Raw genomic sequence first — 19,399 nt, 5'->3', positions numbered from 1 at the left:
TATGGCAGAAGTCGGAATTTTTGTCGGCACGATGTACGGAAACTCGCTGTTGGTCGCCGAAGAGGCGGAAGCCATTCTGAGCGGGCTGGGGCATAAAGCGACGGTCTTTGAGGATCCGGAGGTAAAAGACTGGGAATCCTATACCGGCAAATACGTGCTGGTCGTGACCTCGACCACCGGGCAGGGCGATCTGCCGGACAGCATCGTTCCGCTGTATGAAGGCATTAAAGATATGTATCAACCGCATCTGCGCTACGGCATTATCGCGCTTGGCGATAGTACCTACGCCAACTTCTGCGGCGGCGGTAAAACCTTTGATGCATTGCTGCAGGAGCAGGGCGCGCGTCGTATTGGCGAGATGCTCACCATTGACGCCAGCGAAGACCCGGAACCGGAAAGCGTTTCCAACCCTTGGGTAGAAGCGTGGGCTAAACTGCTCGACTAATCCTATTAAGAACGCCCTCTCCCTACGTAGAGGGCGCGCTTAAGCTGCCAGTGGCCGGATAAACGGTCAGGGTTATCTTAACGTTATCCATCGCGCCCGGCTTCGGGCATCTGCCTGATAACCACTTTATCGATATGGCTTTTTTCTTTGCGTTTCCCCGGCGTCAAGAGAGCCGATTCACACTCTGAAGGTAATGTCGTCCATCGACCCATCAGCGGGCGGCGGTTTTCCATTTCCGTGAACTACTCCCCACAACCTTAGGCATACGCCATAAACTAACGCAGTATCACCCGCTAAAGCTGTGTATATGCACGGTGAGCCCGCCGACGCCTCTTTTTATACTTTTCCTGCCAGTGACAAAAGCAGTACGCCAGATATAACGAAAAAAACACTAACACGTCATTCTGATTACCCTACAGGTTGTGCTGTTCAGAATGAACGTAGCTAAACGCTATGATTCAGGAGTACAACAATGAGTTCATTAAGTCAGGCTGCGAGCGCCGCTGAAAAGCGCACCAATGCTCGCTATTGGATAGTGGTGATGCTGTTTATCGTCACATCCTTTAACTATGGCGACCGCGCGACGTTGTCGATCGCCGGTTCTGAAATGGCCAAGGATATCGGCCTCGATCCTGTTGGCATGGGTTACGTTTTCTCCGCGTTTTCATGGGCCTATGTGATCGGACAGATCCCCGGCGGCTGGCTGCTTGACCGCTTTGGTTCTAAACGCGTCTATTTCTGGTCCATCTTTATCTGGTCCGTGTTTACCCTGCTGCAGGGCTTCGTGGATATCTTTAGCGGTTTTGGCATTATCATCGCGCTGTTTACCCTGCGCTTCCTCGTCGGCCTTGCCGAATCGCCCTCGTTCCCTGGTAATAGCCGCATTGTGGCCGCCTGGTTCCCGGCGCAGGAGAGAGGGACGGCGGTATCGATTTTTAACTCCGCGCAGTATTTTGCCACCGTTATTTTCGCGCCGATTATGGGTTGGTTGACCCATGAAGTGGGTTGGTCGCACGTATTCTTCTTTATGGGCGGATTGGGTATTGTCATCAGCTTCGTGTGGCTGAAAGTGATCCACGATCCCAATAACCACCCAGGCGTTAACCAGAAAGAGCTGGACTACATCGCCGAAGGCGGCGCGTTGATCAATATGGATCAAAAGAGCAGTGCGCAGAAGGTGCCCTTTAACGTCAAAATGGGCCAAATCAAGCAGTTGATCGGCTCGCGAATGATGGTCGGGATCTATATCGGCCAGTACTGCATCAACGCGTTAACCTACTTCTTTATCACCTGGTTCCCGGTTTATCTGGTGCAGGCGCGCGGCATGTCGATCCTCAAAGCGGGCTTTGTCGCCTCGATTCCGGCGGTGTGTGGCTTTGTCGGCGGCGTGTTGGGCGGGATTATTTCCGACTGGTTGATGCGCCGTACCGGCTCGCTAAATATCGCGCGTAAAACGCCGATCGTACTGGGCATGCTGTTGTCCATGACCATGCTGATGTGTAACTACGTCAACGCGGAATGGATGATCATCGGCTTTATGGCGATGGCCTTCTTCGGCAAAGGCATTGGCGCGCTGGGCTGGGCGGTAATGGCGGACACCGCGCCGAAAGAGATCAGCGGCCTGTCCGGCGGTCTGTTCAACATGTTCGGCAATATTTCCGGCATCGTCACCCCTATCGCTATCGGCTATATCGTCGGCACCACCGGCTCTTTCAACGGCGCGCTGATTTACGTCGGTATCCACGCTCTGGTGGCGGTATTCAGCTACCTGGTGCTGGTTGGCGATATCAAACGTATCGAACTTAAACCGATTGCGGGGCGTTAATCATGAATACCCAATCCAGCCCAATCGTTACCGAAATGAAGGTGATTCCGGTCGCCGGGCACGACAGCATGCTGATGAACATCGGCGGCGCGCATAATGCCTGGTTTACCCGCAATATTGTGGTGTTAACCGACAACGCCGGCCATACCGGCGTCGGCGAAGCGCCCGGCGGCGAAGTCATCTACCAGACGTTGGTCGATGCCATACCCCAGGTGGTTGGGCAGGAAGTCGCTCGCCTCAACCGCGTGGTGCAGCAGGTACATAAAGGCAATCAGGCGGCGGATTTCGACACCTTCGGCAAAGGGGCATGGACCTTCGAATTGAAAGTCAATGCGGTAGCGGCGCTGGAAGCCGCGCTGCTCGACCTGCTTGGCAAGGTGTTGAATGTCCCGGTGTGCGAACTATTGGGGCCGGGCAAACAGCGTGATGCGGTGACCGTGCTGGGCTACCTGTTTTATATAGGCGACCGCGAAAAAACCGATTTGGACTATCTTGCGCGGACGCCGGGCGACCACGAATGGTACCGTCTTCGTCACCAGCAGGCGCTGAATAGCGACGCGGTGGTGCGATTGGCGGAGGCGGCGCAGGATCGCTACGGTTTTAAAGACTTTAAGCTAAAAGGCGGCGTATTACCTGGCGAGCAGGAAATCGACACCGCCCGCGCGTTGAAAAAACGCTTCCCTGACGCCCGCATTACCGTTGACCCGAACGGCGCCTGGCTGCTGGATGAAGCGATTACGCTGTGCAAAGGGCTGCAGGATGTCCTGACCTATGCCGAAGATCCGTGCGGCGCTGAACAGGGCTTTTCCGGTCGGGAAGTGATGGCCGAGTTCCGCCGCGCCACCGGGTTGCCGGTGGCGACTAACATGATAGCCACCAACTGGCGCGAAATGGGGCATGCGGTCATGCTCAACGCCGTCGATATTCCGCTGGCGGACCCGCACTTCTGGACGCTCTCCGGCGCGGTGCGGGTGGCGCAGTTGTGCGATGACTGGGGGCTGACCTGGGGCTGTCATTCGAACAACCACTTTGATATCTCGCTGGCGATGTTTACCCACGTCGGCGCCGCGGCGCCGGGCAATCCGACTGCTATCGATACCCATTGGATTTGGCAGGAGGGCGATGCGCGCCTGACGCAAAATCCGCTGCAGATTATCAACGGCAAAATCGCCGTGCCAGACGCGCCGGGACTCGGCGTGGAGCTGGACTGGGAACAGGTGCATAAAGCTCATGAGGCCTATAAGGCGCTGCCAGGCGGCGCGCGTAACGATGCGGGCCCGATGCAGTATCTGATTCCCGGTTGGACATTCGACCGTAAACGCCCCGTTTTCGGCCGTCATTAATTAAAAAGGATTACGCTATGACTACATCATCTTCAACGCCAATTGTGACCGCTATGCAGGTTATCCCGGTCGCCGGGCATGACAGCATGCTGATGAACCTGAGCGGCGCGCATGCGCCGTACTTCACCCGTAATATTGTTATCATCAAAGATAACTCCGGGCACACGGGCGTTGGCGAAATCCCCGGCGGCGAAAAGATCCGCCAGACCCTGGAAGACGCCGCGCCGTTGGTGGTGGGTAAAACGCTGGGCGAGTACAAAAATGTGCTGAGTGCCGTGCGTAACCAGTTTGCCGACCGCGATGCCGGCGGCCGCGGCCTGCAAACCTTCGATCTGCGCACCACCATTCACGTGGTGACCGGGATTGAAGCGGCGCTGCTGGATCTGCTGGGCCAGCATCTGGGCGTGAACGTTGCTTCTCTGCTCGGCGACGGCCAGCAGCGGAGCGAAGTCGAAATGCTGGGCTACCTGTTCTTTGTCGGTAACCGCCACGCGACGCCGCTGGCTTATCAAAGCCAGCCGGATGAACAGTGCGACTGGTATCGTATTCGTCATGAAGAGGCGATGACGCCGGAGGCGGTGGTTCGCCTGGCGGAGGCCGCTTACGAAAAATATGGCTTCAATGACTTTAAACTGAAGGGCGGGGTGTTGGCCGGTTTTGAAGAAGCCGAAGCGATTAGCGCGCTGGCGAAGCGTTTCCCTGATGCGCGCGTGACCCTCGACCCGAACGGCGCCTGGCTGCTGGATGAAGCCATCCAGATAGGTAAACAGCTGAAAGGCGTGCTGGCCTATGCGGAAGATCCTTGCGGCGCTGAACAAGGTTTCTCCGGCCGCGAAGTGATGGCCGAATTCCGTCGGGCGACCGGGCTGCCGACCGCGACCAACATGATCGCTACCGACTGGCGGCAGATGGGCCATACGCTGTCGCTACAATCGGTGGATATTCCGCTGGCGGACCCGCACTTCTGGACCATGCAAGGGTCGGTACGCGTGGCGCAGATGTGTCATGAATTCGGCCTGACCTGGGGTTCGCACTCTAATAATCACTTCGACGTGTCGCTGGCGATGTTTACCCATGTTGCCGCGGCGGCGCCGGGTAAAATTACCGCTATCGATACCCACTGGATCTGGCAGGAGGGCAACCAGCGTCTGACCAAACAGCCGTTTGAAATCAAAGGCGGTATGGTGCAGGTGCCGACGACGCCGGGTCTGGGCGTTGAGCTGGATATGGACCGCGTGATGCAGGCTAATGAGCTATATAAGAAACATGGCCTGGGCGCGCGTGATGACGCCATGGCGATGCAATATTTAATCCCGAACTGGACCTTTGATAACAAACGTCCTTGCATGGTTCGCTAAGATAACGCCGACCCTGTAAGGGTCGGCAACTGCCGGTCGCCGGGGTTATTCATATTAAGGACACTTATGAAGATAGTGATCGCGCCGGATTCTTACAAAGAGAGCCTGAGTGCGCTGGACGTCGCCACCGCGATAGAAACGGGGTTCCGCGAAATTTATCCTCATGCGGAGTACGTTAAAGTCCCGGTTGCCGACGGCGGCGAGGGCACCGTTGAGGCGATGGTGGCCGCGACCCAAGGGCATATCGTACAGGTCAGCGTTACCGGGCCGCTTGGCGAACCGGTCAACGCCTTTTACGGCCTGTCCGGCGATATGCGCTGCGCCTATATCGAAATGGCGGCAGCCAGCGGACTGGAAAGCGTGCCGCCCACGCGACGTAATCCGCTACTGACTACCTCCTGGGGAACCGGCGAGCTGATTCGTCACGCGTTGGATGCGGGGGTTTCGCAGATTATTATTGGCATCGGCGGCAGCGCGACCAATGACGGCGGCGCCGGTATGGCACAGGCGTTGGGAGCGAAACTGTTGAGCGCCGGGCAACAGCAAATTGCGCCGGGCGGCGGCGCGCTGGAGACGCTGGCGCGGATCGATCTCAGCGAACTGGATCCAAGATTGGCGGATTGCCGAATTGATGTCGCCTGCGACGTTACCAATCCGTTAACCGGCCCGCAGGGCGCAAGCGCGGTGTTTGGCCCGCAAAAAGGGGCGACGGCGGCGATGATTGAGCGTCTTGACCGCGGCCTGCAACACTTTGCGCAGATTATCGACCGTGATTTGGATATCGATGTGCTGAGCCTGGAAGGGGGCGGCGCGGCGGGCGGTATGGGGGCGGCGTTGTATGCGTTTTGCGGCGCCAACCTGCGTCCGGGAATTGAGATAGTGACCGATGCGCTGGGGTTGGCGGATTTAGTGGCTGATGCCGATTTAGTAATTACCGGCGAAGGTCGCATCGACAGCCAGACCATTCACGGCAAGGTACCGGTGGGGGTGGCGAAGGTTGCGAAACGCTTCAACGTGCCGGTGATTGGGATTGCCGGCAGCCTGACCGCCGATGTTGGCGTTGTGCATCAGCATGGCCTCGATGCCGTCTTTAGCGTGCTCTATTCCGTCTGTACCCTGGACGAGGCGCTGGCGAACGCCGCCGCCAACGTGCGGATGACGGCACGTAACGTGGCGGCGGTATTAGAGATGGGCGGCAAGCGGTAACCTGGCCGGGGCAGTGGTATTGGTAGCCCGGATAAGGCACGTAGCGCCTTATCCGGGAACCCTCCCCGGTGGCGCTTACGCTTACCGGGGCTACCAACCGAGTACCGGATCGTAGCCCGGATAAGGCGCGCAGCGCCGCTATCCGGGGTTTACACTCCCATCTTGCACGCTTCGCGGGCGACGTTATCCATCTCGTCTAACAGTTCCAGCAGTTCCGGCTCCAGCTCTTCCGGCGCGGTACCTGCGCGCAACTGGCTTTCAAGGGTATGGCACAGTTTTTTCAGCCGCGGTACGCCGCTATAGCTGCAGCTGCCGTGCAGTTTATGAATTAAATCCAGCAACCCTTCCGGCGTTTCGCCAACCAGCTGTTCTTCAACTTTATTGCGCACCTCCGGCATAAAGGCGAGCAGCATTTGCAGCATCTCCCGCGCGAGGTCTGGTTTCATGGCAGCCTGACGCAGCGCCAGCTGCCAGTTGAGCGTGACGTTATGATCGATAACCGGCTCCACCGGTTCGGCTAATTGCGGCGCGGCGACGTGCATGCCGGGCTGATAGCGCAACAGCAGGGTGCTAAGCTTATCTTCTTCAATCGGCTTCGCCAGATAATCGTTCATCCCGGCGGCCAGCAGTTTCTCGCGCTGCCCCTCAAGGGCGTGGGCGGTCACCGCGATCACCGGGGTCTGCTGCTGATGCGGGAGATGGCGGATCAATTCACAGGCGCGAATGCCGTCCATATCCGGCATTTGAATATCCATCAGAATGAGATCCAACTGCGACTGTTTGGCCTGCTCTACGGCATCCTGGCCGCTATCGCACAGAATGACATGCTGCACCAGATCGTCCAGCAGCGCGCCAATAAGCTTGAGGTTGGCCGGGTTATCATCTACCGCCATTACCGTCATCGCCAGTTTATCGCTATCGATATAGGGCTGTGGCACCGGCGGCTGCGCGCGGCAAGAGGCCATCAGCACCGGGAAAAGCCGCGTGGAGGTCAATGGTTTAAGCAGGCAGGCGGTAACACCGTTTCTTTTAAGCTCTTCGGCGCTAACCTGCGCGTGGCAAGGCAGCCCCAGCACCAGGGTATCGGAAAGTGAGCAAGCGCGGACCAGTTTTTCCCGCTGGTTGCTGAGATCGCGCATCGACACCGGAATACCGGCCAGTAAAATATCGTAGTGGGCATCCGGCAGCGCTGACAGCGTCGGGCTGTAGACCACTTCCAGCGGTGTGGTTGCCAGCAGTTCCATCGTGCTTTGCGCAGCGGTGGTATTGGCTTCAATGTAGGCCAGCTTCTTGCCCGCCAGGCAATGGGTATCGAAACCGTCGGTAATGGCGTTCGGATTCAGGTCAAGGCTGATATGGAACCAGAAAGTGGAACCGCGGTTCGGCTGACTATGGAATGAGATATCGCCGCCCATCTCTTTGACCAGCCGCTGAGTGATAACCAGCCCCAGGCCGGTGCCGCCGTGGCGGCGTGAGATACTGGCATCGGCCTGACGGAAGGCCTGGAACAACCGCGACTGATCGCGCTCCGGAATGCCGATGCCGGTATCATGAATCTGTACTTCGATTTGTACTCGCGAATTGCTCATCGCCCGCTGTTCAACCAGCACATCAATGTTGCCGTGTTCGGTGAATTTAATCGCGTTACCCACCAGATTGGTGATCACCTGCTGCAGGCGCAGCGGATCGCCAATCACATTATCCGGGACATCGCTTTTAATGTTGAGGGTGAGCTCAAGGCCTTTATCGTGCGCCGAATGTGCCAGCAAGGTCACCACTTCATCCAGGGTATTACGCAGCAGGAAAGGAATGCTTTCCAGAATCAGCTTGCCCGCTTCGAGCTTGGAGAAATCCAGCACATCATTGATGATGGCCAGCAGATTATTCGCCGAACGTTCGATGGTGGTCAGGTGGTCGCGCTGGGTAGCGTTGAGATCGGTTTTCAAGGTCAGGCGGGTAAAGCCAATCACGCCGTTAAGCGGAGTTCGTAGCTCGTGCGACATATTGGCAAGGAACTCGGACTTGATGCGCGCGGCCTCCTGGGCGCGCTTTTTCGCCAGATCCAGCTCGACGTTCTGAATCTCCATCTGCTCCAGCGTTTCGCGCAGATCCGAGGTCGCCTGATCGACATTGTGCTGCATCTCCTCGTGGTAGGCCGCCAGCGACATCGCCATCGAGTTAATGCCGTTTTTCAGCATATCCAACTCGCCGAGCATAAAACCTTCAACGCGGCTATCTAACTGGCCGCGGCGGATGCGGTCAACGGTGTTGACCATATTACGAATCGGACCGGTCACGTCGCGCATCAGGCGCCAGCCGAAAATCAGCGCAATGCCGATACAAAACAGCATCATGACGCTTGAGATAAATATCTCTTTGTACTGCTGCAGGCGCACAGATTTAAGGTCGAGCTCCAGCGCCACATAGCCGAGCATATTGTCCGGCATTTTAGCATCGCTTTCCGGCGACTCATCGGGTAGATAGCTTTCTGACACAATAGGCGTGCGCAGCACCATGATGTCGCCGTGGCGGGTGACGCTCAGCCGGCGAGGGAAGGGCGCGCCGCGCGGGAGCTGTATTTCCCGCGGATCGAGCTGGAAGTTAGAGGTAACGAACAGCCGGTTTTTAGCATCATAAATAGAAATAGCCCGCACGATATCGGAATGGCGGCGGTGAAGCACGCTGATAAGTTGGCCGATCGCCTCGCGATTTTGCAAATTCATGCCGTACTCACTGGATACCGCCAGCGGTTCGATAATACTGGCGCCGGCATCTTCCAACTGCCGCTGCAGGTCGTTATAGCGGTGGGCAACGAAGAAAATACTGAGCAGCAGACCAATCAAAACGGTCGGCGCCAGAATAAGAATCATCATGCGAGCACGTAGGCTGTAGTTGGTCATGCGGTTCCATTATGGGAGAATATACATATCAACCTTCAGACGGCTTCTGCATTGGTAGCCCGAATGATTTCATGTATAGAGTCAGTATATTTTTGAGATAATCCTCTACGATGGCGCAATTCTACTCTGCAAAACGGCGTGTGACGACGCGCCAGATCATAACCGTGACGGTAAATGACCTTGATCCCTTTGGCCAGGGCGTAGCCCGTCATCAGGGTAAGGCGCTGTTTATCCCCGGCCTGTTGCCGCAAGAGCAGGCGGAAGTCGTGCTGGTAGAGGATAAAAAACAGTATGCCCGCGCTCAGGTTAAACGCCGCCTCAACGACAGTCCACAGCGCGTTGCGCCACGCTGCCCGCATTTCGGCGTCTGCGGCGGATGTCAGCAGCAACATGCGAGCATTGAACTACAGCAGCAAAGCAAGCGCGCCGCGCTCTCCCGCCTGATGAAACGTGACGTTGACGACATTATAGCCGCTGAACCCTGGGGCTACCGGCGTCGGGCGCGTTTGAGCTTGAATTATCAGCCAAAGACCCAACAACTGCAGATGGGTTTTCGCAAGGCCAACTCCAGCGAAATCATCGATGTGGTGCAGTGCCCCGTTTTGGCGCCCCAACTTGAGGCGTTGTTACCCGCGGTGCGCGAGTGTTTAACCAGCCTACAATCACAACGTCAACTTGGCCACGTTGAACTGGTGCAGGCGGATAATGGCCCGCTGATGGTTTTACGCCATACCGCCGCGCTGACGGCGGCGGATAAAGAAAAACTGGAACGTTTTTCGCAAACTCACGGTCTATCCCTGTACCTCGCGCCGCAAAGCGAGATACTTGAACATATTCGCGGCGATGAACCATGGTACACGTCAGACGGACTACGCTTAGTGTTCAGTCCGCGCGATTTTATCCAGGTCAACGATGGCGTAAACCAGAAAATGGTGCGTACGGCGCTGGCCTGGTTAGATATTCAGCCGCAGGACCGCGTTCTGGATCTGTTTTGCGGTATGGGCAATTTCACCCTGCCGCTGGCCAAAGCGGCGGCGAGCGTGGTGGGCGTCGAAGGCGTACCCGCGCTGGTGGCAAAGGGGCGGGAAAATGCCGCCCTCAATGAATTGCAGAACGTGACTTTCTTTCATGAAAACCTGGAAGAAGATGTTACCCGGCAGGCCTGGGCGAAGCATGGCTTTGATAAAATTCTACTCGACCCGGCAAGAGCCGGGGCGCCGGGCGTGATGGCGCATATTATCAAGCTGGCACCGCGGCGGGTGGTCTATGTTTCATGTAACCCGGCGACGCTGGCGCGCGATAGCGAAGCGTTGCTTCAGGTGGGATATCGCATTCAACGTCTGGCGATGCTGGACATGTTCCCGCACACCGGGCACCTGGAATCGATAGTATTGTTTGAGCGCGAGCTTACATAAAATTGTTCAGCCCGCATCGAGGCGACAGTGAAGATGCCTGATGGCGGTGTGGACTGAAGGATGAAGTATGACGGGTATAAAATACGGCTTGCTGACTTCGGTAGGCTGAGTCCCTTAAGGAGAGGACAATGGTTGCGGTAAGAAGTGCACATCTTAATAAAGCTGGTGAGTTTGACCCGAAGAAATGGATCGCGAGTCTGGGGATTTCCAGCCAGCAGTCGTGTGAGCGCTTAGCCGAGACCTGGGATTATTGTCGCGTAACAACGCAGGGACACCCGCAGGCGGATCTCCTGCTTTGGCGCGGCGTGGAGATGGTAGAAATTCTCTCCATGCTCAATATGGATATCGATACCTTGCGGGCCGCTTTACTGTTTCCGCTGGCGGACGGCAACGTCGTCAGCGAAGAGGTCCTGCAAGAGAGCGTCGGCAAATCCGTCGTTACCCTGATTCACGGCGTGCGTGATATGGCGGCGATTCGCCAGCTTAAAGCCACGCACACCGACACCGTCTCCTCAGAACAGGTCGACAATATTCGCCGCATGCTGCTGGCGATGGTCGATGATTTCCGCTGCGTGGTTATCAAGCTTGCGGAACGTATCGCTCACCTGCGCGAGGTAAAAGATGAACCCGAAGATGAGCGCGTACTGGCAGCAAAAGAGTGTACCAACATCTATGCGCCGCTGGCGAACCGCTTAGGCATCGGTCAACTGAAGTGGGAACTGGAAGACTACTGCTTCCGTTACCTGCATCCAGCCGAATATAAGCGTATTGCTAAGTTGCTGCACGAACGCCGTATTGACCGCGAACATTACATCGATGAGTTCGTCGGCCACCTGCGTTCAGAAATGAAAAATGAAGGCGTGAAGGCTGAGGTATACGGGCGTCCGAAGCATATCTATAGTATCTGGCGCAAAATGCAGAAGAAGCATCTCGCTTTTGATGAGCTGTTTGACGTGCGTGCGGTACGTATCGTCGCTGAACGTTTGCAGGATTGCTACGCGGCGCTGGGGATCGTGCATACCCACTATCGTCATCTGCCTGACGAATTTGATGATTACGTCGCCAACCCGAAACCGAACGGCTACCAGTCTATTCACACCGTGGTGCTTGGGCCGGGCGGTAAAACGGTTGAGATCCAAATTCGCACCAAACAGATGCATGAAGACGCCGAGCTCGGCGTGGCGGCGCACTGGAAGTATAAAGAGGGTACCAGCGCCGGGGCGAGCGGCGGTCGCGGCCATGAAGACCGTATCGCCTGGCTGCGTAAGCTGATCGCCTGGCAGGAAGAGATGGCCGATTCCGGCGAAATGCTCGACGAAGTGCGTAGCCAGGTCTTCGACGACCGGGTCTACGTGTTTACCCCGAAGGGCGACGTGGTTGATCTGCCGGCGGGCTCAACTCCACTCGACTTTGCCTACCATATCCATAGCGATGTCGGGCACCGCTGCATCGGCGCCAAAATTGGCGGGCGCATTGTGCCGTTCACCTATCAGCTGCAGATGGGCGATCAGATTGAGATAATCACCCAGAAGCAGCCGAACCCAAGCCGCGACTGGCTGAACCCGAACCTTGGCTACGTGACCACCAGCCGTGGACGCTCCAAAATTCATGCCTGGTTCCGTAAACAGGATCGCGATAAAAACATTCTCGCCGGGCGGCAGATCCTCGATGATGAGCTCGAGCATCTGGGCATCAGCTTGAAGGATGCCGAGAAACATCTGCTGCCGCGCTACAACTTTAATGAACTGGATGAACTGCTGGCGGCTATCGGTGGCGGCGATATTCGCCTTAACCAGATGGTCAACTTCCTGCAGGCGCAGTTCAACAAACCGAGCGCCGCCGAGCAGGATGCCGCCGCGCTGAAGCAACTGCAGCAAAAAACCTACACCCCGCAGAACCGCAGCAAAGATAATGGCCGGGTGGTGGTTGAGGGCGTCGGCAATCTGATGCATCACATTGCCCGCTGCTGCCAGCCGATCCCCGGCGACGAAATCGTCGGCTTTATCACCCAGGGGCGCGGGATTTCAGTACACCGCGCCGACTGCGATCAGCTGGCTGAGCTGCAGTCTCACGCGCCGGAACGCATCGTTGATGCGGTATGGGGCGAGAGCTATTCGGCGGGATATTCGCTGGTGGTGCGCGTGGTCGCCAACGACCGCAGCGGCCTGCTGCGCGACATTACCACTATTCTTGCCAACGAGAAGGTGAACGTGCTGGGGGTGGCCAGCCGCAGCGATACGAAACAGCAGCTGGCGACCATCGATATGACCATTGAAATCTACAACCTGCAGGTGTTGGGCCGGGTGCTCGGCAAGCTGAACCAGGTGCCGGATGTGATCGACGCGCGTCGTCTGCACGGCGGTTAATTCGTCTGTAGGCCGGATAAGGCATAGATGCCTTATCCGGCCTACTATTTTTAAATTTCCAGGATTGTTACATGACTCAAATTGACCGCCTGCTCGGTATTATGCGTCGCCTGCGCGACCCGGAAAACGGCTGCCCGTGGGATAAAGAACAGACCTTTGCCACTATCGCCCCTTATACCCTTGAAGAGACCTATGAAGTGCTGGACGCCATTGCGCGCGAAGATTTTGACGATCTGCGCGGCGAGCTTGGCGATCTGCTGTTCCAGGTGGTGTTCTATGCGCAGATGGCGCAGGAAGAAGGGCGTTTTGATTTCAACGATATCTGCGCCGCCATCAGCGACAAACTGGAACGTCGTCATCCGCATATCTTTGGCGATGCTTCGGCCGGGAACAGTGCGGAAGTGCTGGCGCGCTGGGAGCAGATTAAGAGCGCGGAACGAGCGGAAAAGGCGCAACACTCGGCGCTGGATGATATTCCGCATAGCCTGCCGGCGCTGATGCGCGCGCATAAAATTCAGCGTCGCTGCTCGGCTGTGGGCTTTGACTGGACCTCGCTTGGCCCGGTGCTCGATAAAGTGCATGAAGAGATAGATGAAGTCATGCATGAAGCGCAGCAGGCGGTGGTTGATGAAGCTAAACTTGAGGAAGAAGTGGGCGATTTGCTGTTCGCCACGGTGAATTTGTCCCGTCATTTAGGGGTTAAAGCCGAGGTCGCATTGCAGAAAGCGAACCTCAAATTTGAGCGCCGCTTCCGCGAAGTTGAGCGGATTGTCGCCGCCAGAGGTCTGGAAATGACCGGCGTTGACCTCGAAACCATGGAAGAAGTATGGCAGGAAGTAAAACGCCAGGAAACTGATCTCTAACGAGTTTTCGTGATCAAGCGCTATTTGTGTGATTTTATAAATAACAAGCGCTTGATTTACGTCAAAAACATTTCGCCAAAAGCGGCTATTTTCTCATTCCGTTATGTTGTTGAAACACCATGTAGCCTGCCTCTTCGAGTTGTTCGAGTCGCAACGCAGGTGCGGCTGGTAGAAAGAAGAGGAGGGGAGAATGAAAGTTTGTGGCGTCACGCATGTTCGGGTATACTACTTTCCCGTCCTGGTTATTCCATCGTTTTACCCTAACTTCTCAGGTTCAGCATGACAACGAACTATATTTTTGTGACCGGCGGGGTCGTATCCTCTCTGGGTAAAGGCATTGCCGCAGCTTCCCTGGCAGCCATTCTTGAAGCCCGTGGGCTCAATGTAACTATCATGAAACTGGATCCGTACATCAACGTCGATCCGGGCACCATGAGCCCAATCCAGCACGGGGAAGTGTTCGTTACTGAAGACGGCGCTGAAACCGATCTGGACCTGGGTCACTACGAGCGTTTCATCCGCACCAAGATGACTCGCCGCAACAACTTCACCACCGGTCGAATCTACTCCGACGTTCTGCGTAAAGAGCGCCGTGGCGACTATCTGGGCGCAACCGTACAGGTTATCCCGCACATCACCAACGCCATCAAAGAGCGCGTACTGGCTGGCGGCGAAGGCCATGACGTGGTGCTGGTTGAAATCGGCGGTACCGTAGGCGATATCGAATCCCTGCCGTTCCTCGAAGCTATTCGCCAGATGGCGGTAGAAATCGGCCGTGAGCATACCCTGTTCATGCACTTGACCCTGGTGCCATACATGGCGGCGGCGGGTGAAGTCAAAACTAAACCGACTCAGCACTCTGTTAAAGAGCTGCTCTCCATTGGTATCCAGCCAGATATCCTGATTTGCCGCTCCGATCGCGCGGTTCCGGCCAACGAACGTGCAAAAATTGCATTGTTCTGTAACGTCCCGGAAAAGGCTGTGATTTCTCTGAAAGACGTCGATTCCATTTATAAAATTCCAGGCCTGTTGAAATCTCAGGGGCTGGACGATTATATTTGTAAACGATTCAGCTTAACTTGTCCGGAAGCAAACCTGGCCGAATGGGAACAGGTAATCTATGAAGAAGCTAACCCGGCAGGCGAAGTCACCATTGGTATGGTTGGTAAGTATATTGAACTGCCGGATGCCTACAAATCGGTGATTGAAGCGCTGAAACACGGTGGTCTGAAAAACCGCGTGACCGTCAACATCAAGCTTATCGATTCGCAAGATGTTGAAACGCGCGGCGTCGAAATCCTTAAAGATTTGGACGCGATCCTCATCCCGGGCGGCTTCGGCTACCGCGGTGTTGAAGGTAAGATCGCCACCGCGCGCTATGCGCGTGAGAACAATATTCCATATCTGGGTATCTGCCTGGGTATGCAGGTTGCGCTGATTGAGTTCGCGCGCAACGTAGCGGGCATGGAAAACGCCAACTCTACGGAATTTGTGCCAGACTGTAAGTACCCGGTGGTGGCGCTGATTACCGAATGGCGTGACGAAGAAGGCAACGTTGAAGTTCGTTCCGAGAAGAGCGACCTCGGCGGCACCATGCGCCTTGGCGCGCAGCAGTGCCAGCTGGGTGATGATTCTCTGGTTCGTCAGCTGTACGGCGAGCCGACTATCACCGAGCGCCATCGTCACCGCTACGAAGTCAACAACATGTTGTTGAAACCGATTGAAGCTGCCGGCCTGCGCGTTGCGGGCCGTTCCGGGGATGATCAGTTGGTCGAGATCATCGAAGTGCCGAACCATCCGTGGTTTGTGGCCTGCCAGTTCCACCCGGAATTTACTTCGACGCCGCGTGACGGCCACCCGCTGTTTGCCGGCTTTGTGAAAGCCGCGAGCGAGTACCAGAAGCGTCAGGCGAAGTAAAAAGAGTTAGAACGGCAATGCACCCAATTGGGTGCATTGTTTGTCTGGAGTTTTAGTTTAACTTGTACTGAGGAAAACCTAATGTCCAAAATCGTTAAAGTCATCGGTCGTGAAATCATCGACTCCCGTGGTAACCCGACTGTTGAAGCCGAAGTACACCTGGAAGGTGGTTTCGTCGGTATGGCAGCTGCTCCGTCAGGTGCTTCTACTGGTTCCCGCGAAGCGCTGGAACTGCGCGATGGCGACAAATCCCGTTTCCTGGGTAAAGGCGTAACCAAAGCTGTTGCTGCGGTAAACGGCCCGATCGCTCAGGCAGTCCTGGGTAAAGATGCTAAAGATCAAGCTGGCATCGATAAGATCATGATCGACCTGGACGGTACTGAAAACAAATCCAACTTCGGTGCGAACGCAATCCTGGCGGTATCCCTGGCGAACGCCAAAGCAGCAGCTGCTTCTAAAGGCCAGCCGCTGTTCGAACACATTGCTGAACTGAACGGCACTCCGGGCAAATACTCTATGCCGGTTCCGATGATGAACATCATCAACGGTGGTGAGCACGCTGACAACAACGTCGACATCCAGGAATTCATGATTCAGCCGGTTGGCGCGCCGACTCTGAAAGAAGCCGTACGTATGGGTTCTGAAGTGTTCCACCACCTGGCGAAAGTTCTGAAATCCAAAGGTATGAACACTGCAGTTGGTGACGAAGGCGGCTACGCGCCGAACCTGGGTTCCAACGCCGAAGCGCTGGCTGTTATCGCTGAAGCGGTTAAAGCAGCAGGCTACGAACTGGGCAAAGACATCACTCTGGCGATGGACTGCGCAGCTTCTGAATTCTACAAAGACGGTAAATACGTTCTGGCTGGCGAAGGCAACAAAGCGTTCACCTCTGAAGAGTTCACCCACTTCCTGGAAGAGCTGACCAAACAGTACCCGATCGTCTCCATCGAAGATGGTCTGGACGAGTCTGACTGGGACGGTTTCGCATACCAGACCAAAGTACTGGGCGACAAAATCCAGCTGGTTGGTGACGATCTGTTCGTAACCAACACCAAGATCCTTAAAGAAGGCATCGAAAAAGGCATCGCTAACTCCATCCTGATCAAATTCAACCAGATCGGTTCTCTGACCGAAACTCTGGCTGCAATCAAGATGGCGAAAGACGCTGGCTACACCGCTGTCATCTCTCACCGTTCTGGCGAAACTGAAGACGCTACCATCGCTGACCTGGCTGTTGGTACCGCTGCAGGCCAGATCAAAACTGGTTCTATGAGCCGTTCTGACCGCGTTGCTAAATACAACCAGCTGATTCGTATCGAAGAAGCGCTGGGTGAAAAAGCGCCGTACAACGGTCGTAAAGAGATCAAAGGCCAGGCTTAATCCTGACTTTTTGTGAAATAAAAATGCCAGTCTGCGGACTGGCATTTTTTTACCTGCGCATTGTGTTTACTTAAAATCGACGGCCATCTGCTGCGGGATAGAGAGCCCGCGGGTGGTTTGTACGCAGCGGTCGATATAATCGGTGAAGCGCGGCGGTTTGGGCATGCCCATGCTGAGCAGCTTATCATTGCTGAAGCGGACGTTCAGCGTCGCGAAGGCGCCATACAGGCGCATCGCTTTGAGCATCAGGCGCTCGTTGCACGGGCCAAAAATATCCTTCAACTCGCGGCGCATTTTAACCAGCGTCTCGTAGCTGACCTGCGCGTATCGGTCGCCTACCGGAGCCTGCTCCAGCGCTGAGGCCATCGCGCGATCGATTTCCGCAAATTTCACGCTGTTTTCTTCTCCGGCGGAGATATGCACGACTTCACCACGCGCCAATGGGCGTTGTAATAACATCAGCAGCGCGTCGGCGCAGTAGTCGACCGGGATCACGTCAACACGGTCTTCCAGGGAGCAGAGGAATTTTTGCAGCATCAGCCCCATGCTGAACACCCAAAAAATGCTGCTTGAGGGCTGGCAACCGTGATGAGTATGGCCAACGACGATAGAAGGGCGGGCGATGGCTAACGGTAACGTCGGACATTGCTCCTGCATCAGGCGCTCAATCGTCGATTTGGAATGGGTATACTCCACCAGATGCTCGGCGTGCTCGCGGAATTCAGCGCTTTCTGCGACCAGTGAATCTGGCTCCGGGGTACAGGACATCGCGGTCCCGACGTGGAGAAAACGTTGTAGTCCAGCTACGCGGGACATCCGTTGGGCAAATTTGAACGTTCCTTCGACGTTCACTTTCCAGATGAGCGGGTTATTACCAAATGAGGCGACGGCGGCGCTGTTGATAACGTGAGTGACCTGCTCCAGACGCGGGTCGCTCAGGAACGCCTCCGGTGATGACAAATCGCCGAGCAGGATCTGCCTGGGGGTTAATGCGGCCAGCTTCTCCTCTGCAATATTGAATTTACGCAGGTTTTCCTTCACCCGGGCCAGAGCCGCTTCATCGTTATTGGCTCGCACCAGGAGCAGTAGATTAATCCCATTTTCATTATTAAGGATATTCTCTAATACCGCTCCGCCCAGAAATCCGGTAACGCCTGTAATTAATAATGTATTCATGAATGCAGTCTCTCATGGTTGGTCGACTGGATTCTAGGCGCGGAAAATTAAACGGAGATTAAATAAAAACAGGCGGCAACAAGCGCTTTCTTAAGCTTATTTTAAGCTATGGAAATCAAGTGAATTGAATTTGACCCTGGGCGAAGATAAAAGATTCATTGTTTCATGTATCGGTTTGTACATCGTTGATTAATAATTTCTTTTTGTTGCTTTGGACAGCGATGGATAATGTCATTACGATCATCAAAGACATTCTTTGTTACATCTTTATCCGCGCGCAGATACATCTGAAGAAAGTAATAAATAATCCAATTCAATGACCAAGTGCGGCGCATGCTAAAATAATACTCAAAATATCGTAAATACATTTTGTGCTTATTTTATAGTTTGCTAGCTAATATAAAAAGATAGCTTACGAAAAGCTGACGATGGGATCTGGTAATCGCAGCTGAGGACAAGACCTGAGCGCCTGAATCTGCGATAATACCTTTTTACCACCTGAACAGAGATGACTATGCAGTACCCGATTAACGAGATGTTCCAGACCTTGCAAGGCGAGGGTTACTTTACCGGCGTGCCTGCCATTTTTATTCGTTTGCAGGGATGCCCGGTTGGTTGCGCCTGGTGCGATACCAAACATACCTGGGATAAGCTGGCCGATCGGGAAGTGTCTCTATTTAGTATCCTCGCTAAAACCAAAGAGAGCGATAAGTGGGGCCCGGCGACCAGCGACGATCTGCTGGCGATCATTGGCCGTCAGGGATGGACCGCCCGTCACGTCGTGATTACCGGCGGCGAGCCCTGTATTCACGATCTCACGCCGTTGACCGATCTGCTTGAGCAACATGGTTTCAGCTGCCAGATTGAAACCAGCGGCACGCATGAAGTGCGCTGCAGCCACAACACCTGGGTCACGGTCTCGCCGAAAGTGAACATGCGCGGCGGCTATGATGTGCTTTCGCAGGCGCTGCAGCGCGCCGATGAAATCAAGCATCCGGTTGGCCGCGTGCGCGATATCGAAGCGCTGGATGAACTGCTGGAAACGCTGGCCGATGAAAAGCCGCGTATTATTGCCTTGCAGCCGATTAGTCAAAAAGAAGATGCGACGCGTCTGTGCATCGAGACCTGTATCGCCCGAAACTGGCGCTTATCCATGCAGACGCATAAATACCTGAACATCGCCTGATACCCGCTTTCATTGCCGG

14 protein-coding genes are annotated in these 19,399 nt (G+C 55.4%); 11 read left to right on the top strand and 3 right to left on the bottom strand.

Going from position 1 to position 19,399, the window contains the following annotated elements:
• Position 1 precedes the first annotated feature (1 nt).
• Positions 2-445, top strand: coding sequence for a flavodoxin (locus EAE_RS02075; RefSeq protein ID WP_015369957.1), 444 nt, complete (start codon positions 2-4; stop codon positions 443-445).
• A gap of 83 nt (positions 446-528) precedes the next feature.
• Here the strand turns inward: EAE_RS02075 and EAE_RS24995 are convergent, their stop codons facing one another.
• The gene (locus EAE_RS24995) at positions 529-678 is read right to left on the bottom strand and encodes a hypothetical protein (RefSeq protein WP_015369958.1); all 150 of its coding nucleotides are present in this window, start codon (positions 676-678) and stop codon (positions 529-531) included.
• 239 nt (positions 679-917) lie between these two features.
• Between EAE_RS24995 and EAE_RS02070 the strand changes: the two genes are divergently transcribed.
• From EAE_RS02070 to EAE_RS02055, 4 genes are all read left to right on the top strand, one after another.
• The gene (locus EAE_RS02070) at positions 918-2,270 is read left to right on the top strand and encodes an MFS transporter (protein WP_015703312.1); all 1,353 of its coding nucleotides are present in this window, start codon (positions 918-920) and stop codon (positions 2,268-2,270) included.
• Between the two features lie 2 nt (positions 2,271-2,272).
• Positions 2,273-3,613 (top strand): enolase C-terminal domain-like protein, encoded by a 1,341-nt coding sequence (locus EAE_RS02065; RefSeq protein ID WP_015703311.1) that lies wholly within the window; start codon positions 2,273-2,275, stop codon positions 3,611-3,613.
• 17 nt (positions 3,614-3,630) lie between these two features.
• Positions 3,631-4,971: a glucarate dehydratase gene (gene gudD, locus EAE_RS02060; RefSeq protein WP_015703310.1), complete on the top strand. Its 1,341-nt coding sequence runs from the start codon at positions 3,631-3,633 to the stop codon at positions 4,969-4,971.
• A 66-nt stretch (positions 4,972-5,037) separates the two neighbouring features.
• The gene (locus tag EAE_RS02055) at positions 5,038-6,177 is read left to right on the top strand and encodes a glycerate kinase (protein WP_015703309.1); all 1,140 of its coding nucleotides are present in this window, start codon (positions 5,038-5,040) and stop codon (positions 6,175-6,177) included.
• 149 nt (positions 6,178-6,326) lie between these two features.
• Here the strand turns inward: EAE_RS02055 and barA are convergent, their stop codons facing one another.
• Positions 6,327-9,077: a two-component sensor histidine kinase BarA gene (barA, locus tag EAE_RS02050; protein WP_015369963.1), complete on the bottom strand. Its 2,751-nt coding sequence runs from the start codon at positions 9,075-9,077 to the stop codon at positions 6,327-6,329.
• Positions 9,078-9,187: 110 nt separating this feature from the next.
• Between barA and rlmD the strand changes: the two genes are divergently transcribed.
• The 5 genes from rlmD (at position 9,188) to eno (ending at position 17,018) form a co-directional block, all read left to right on the top strand.
• On the top strand, positions 9,188-10,492 hold the full coding sequence (rlmD, locus tag EAE_RS02045; protein WP_015703308.1) for a 23S rRNA (uracil(1939)-C(5))-methyltransferase RlmD: 1,305 nt from the start codon (positions 9,188-9,190) through the stop codon (positions 10,490-10,492).
• Between the two features lie 128 nt (positions 10,493-10,620).
• Positions 10,621-12,858, top strand: a complete 2,238-nt coding sequence (gene relA / locus EAE_RS02040) for a GTP diphosphokinase (protein ID WP_015703307.1) — start codon at positions 10,621-10,623, stop codon at positions 12,856-12,858.
• A 71-nt stretch (positions 12,859-12,929) separates the two neighbouring features.
• Positions 12,930-13,721 (top strand): nucleoside triphosphate pyrophosphohydrolase, encoded by a 792-nt coding sequence (gene mazG, locus EAE_RS02035; RefSeq protein ID WP_015703306.1) that lies wholly within the window; start codon positions 12,930-12,932, stop codon positions 13,719-13,721.
• A gap of 279 nt (positions 13,722-14,000) precedes the next feature.
• Complete coding sequence (pyrG, locus tag EAE_RS02030) at positions 14,001-15,638, top strand: glutamine hydrolyzing CTP synthase (RefSeq protein ID WP_015703305.1); 1,638 nt, start codon at positions 14,001-14,003, stop codon at positions 15,636-15,638.
• 81 nt (positions 15,639-15,719) lie between these two features.
• Positions 15,720-17,018 (top strand): phosphopyruvate hydratase, encoded by a 1,299-nt coding sequence (eno, locus tag EAE_RS02025; protein WP_015369968.1) that lies wholly within the window; start codon positions 15,720-15,722, stop codon positions 17,016-17,018.
• 66 nt (positions 17,019-17,084) lie between these two features.
• Here the strand turns inward: eno and EAE_RS02020 are convergent, their stop codons facing one another.
• Positions 17,085-18,194 carry an SDR family oxidoreductase gene (locus tag EAE_RS02020; protein ID WP_015703304.1) on the bottom strand — a complete coding sequence of 370 codons (1,110 nt, stop codon included), beginning with the start codon at positions 18,192-18,194 and terminating at the stop codon, positions 17,085-17,087.
• 514 nt (positions 18,195-18,708) lie between these two features.
• On the opposite strand from EAE_RS02020, the gene queE reads away from it, so the two are divergent.
• The gene (queE, locus tag EAE_RS02015) at positions 18,709-19,380 is read left to right on the top strand and encodes a 7-carboxy-7-deazaguanine synthase QueE (protein ID WP_015369971.1); all 672 of its coding nucleotides are present in this window, start codon (positions 18,709-18,711) and stop codon (positions 19,378-19,380) included.
• Positions 19,381-19,399 lie beyond the last annotated feature (19 nt).

It is taken from the genome of Klebsiella aerogenes KCTC 2190, from assembly GCF_000215745.1.
Taxonomy (GTDB): domain Bacteria; phylum Pseudomonadota; class Gammaproteobacteria; order Enterobacterales; family Enterobacteriaceae; genus Klebsiella; species Klebsiella aerogenes.
This window is presented reverse-complemented; position numbering and strand designations above follow the sequence as displayed.

Excerpts from the sequence above, each read along its gene's own strand:
- queE (WP_015369971.1), top strand. The coding sequence starts at position 18,709 with ATGCAGTACCCGATTAACGAGATGTTCCAGACCTTGCAAGGCGAGGGT.
- EAE_RS02070 (WP_015703312.1), top strand. The coding sequence starts at position 918 with ATGAGTTCATTAAGTCAGGCTGCGAGCGCCGCTGAAAAGCGCACCAAT.
- EAE_RS02055 (WP_015703309.1), top strand. The coding sequence starts at position 5,038 with ATGAAGATAGTGATCGCGCCGGATTCTTACAAAGAGAGCCTGAGTGCG.
- EAE_RS02020 (WP_015703304.1), bottom strand. The coding sequence starts at position 18,194 with ATGAATACATTATTAATTACAGGCGTTACCGGATTTCTGGGCGGAGCG.
- EAE_RS02065 (WP_015703311.1), top strand. The coding sequence starts at position 2,273 with ATGAATACCCAATCCAGCCCAATCGTTACCGAAATGAAGGTGATTCCG.
- EAE_RS02075 (WP_015369957.1), top strand. The coding sequence starts at position 2 with ATGGCAGAAGTCGGAATTTTTGTCGGCACGATGTACGGAAACTCGCTG.
- eno (WP_015369968.1), top strand. The coding sequence starts at position 15,720 with ATGTCCAAAATCGTTAAAGTCATCGGTCGTGAAATCATCGACTCCCGT.
- rlmD (WP_015703308.1), top strand. The coding sequence starts at position 9,188 with ATGGCGCAATTCTACTCTGCAAAACGGCGTGTGACGACGCGCCAGATC.
- gudD (WP_015703310.1), top strand. The coding sequence starts at position 3,631 with ATGACTACATCATCTTCAACGCCAATTGTGACCGCTATGCAGGTTATC.
- barA (WP_015369963.1), bottom strand. The coding sequence starts at position 9,077 with ATGACCAACTACAGCCTACGTGCTCGCATGATGATTCTTATTCTGGCG.
- relA (WP_015703307.1), top strand. The coding sequence starts at position 10,621 with ATGGTTGCGGTAAGAAGTGCACATCTTAATAAAGCTGGTGAGTTTGAC.
- EAE_RS24995 (WP_015369958.1), bottom strand. The coding sequence starts at position 678 with ATGGAAAACCGCCGCCCGCTGATGGGTCGATGGACGACATTACCTTCA.
- mazG (WP_015703306.1), top strand. The coding sequence starts at position 12,930 with ATGACTCAAATTGACCGCCTGCTCGGTATTATGCGTCGCCTGCGCGAC.
- pyrG (WP_015703305.1), top strand. The coding sequence starts at position 14,001 with ATGACAACGAACTATATTTTTGTGACCGGCGGGGTCGTATCCTCTCTG.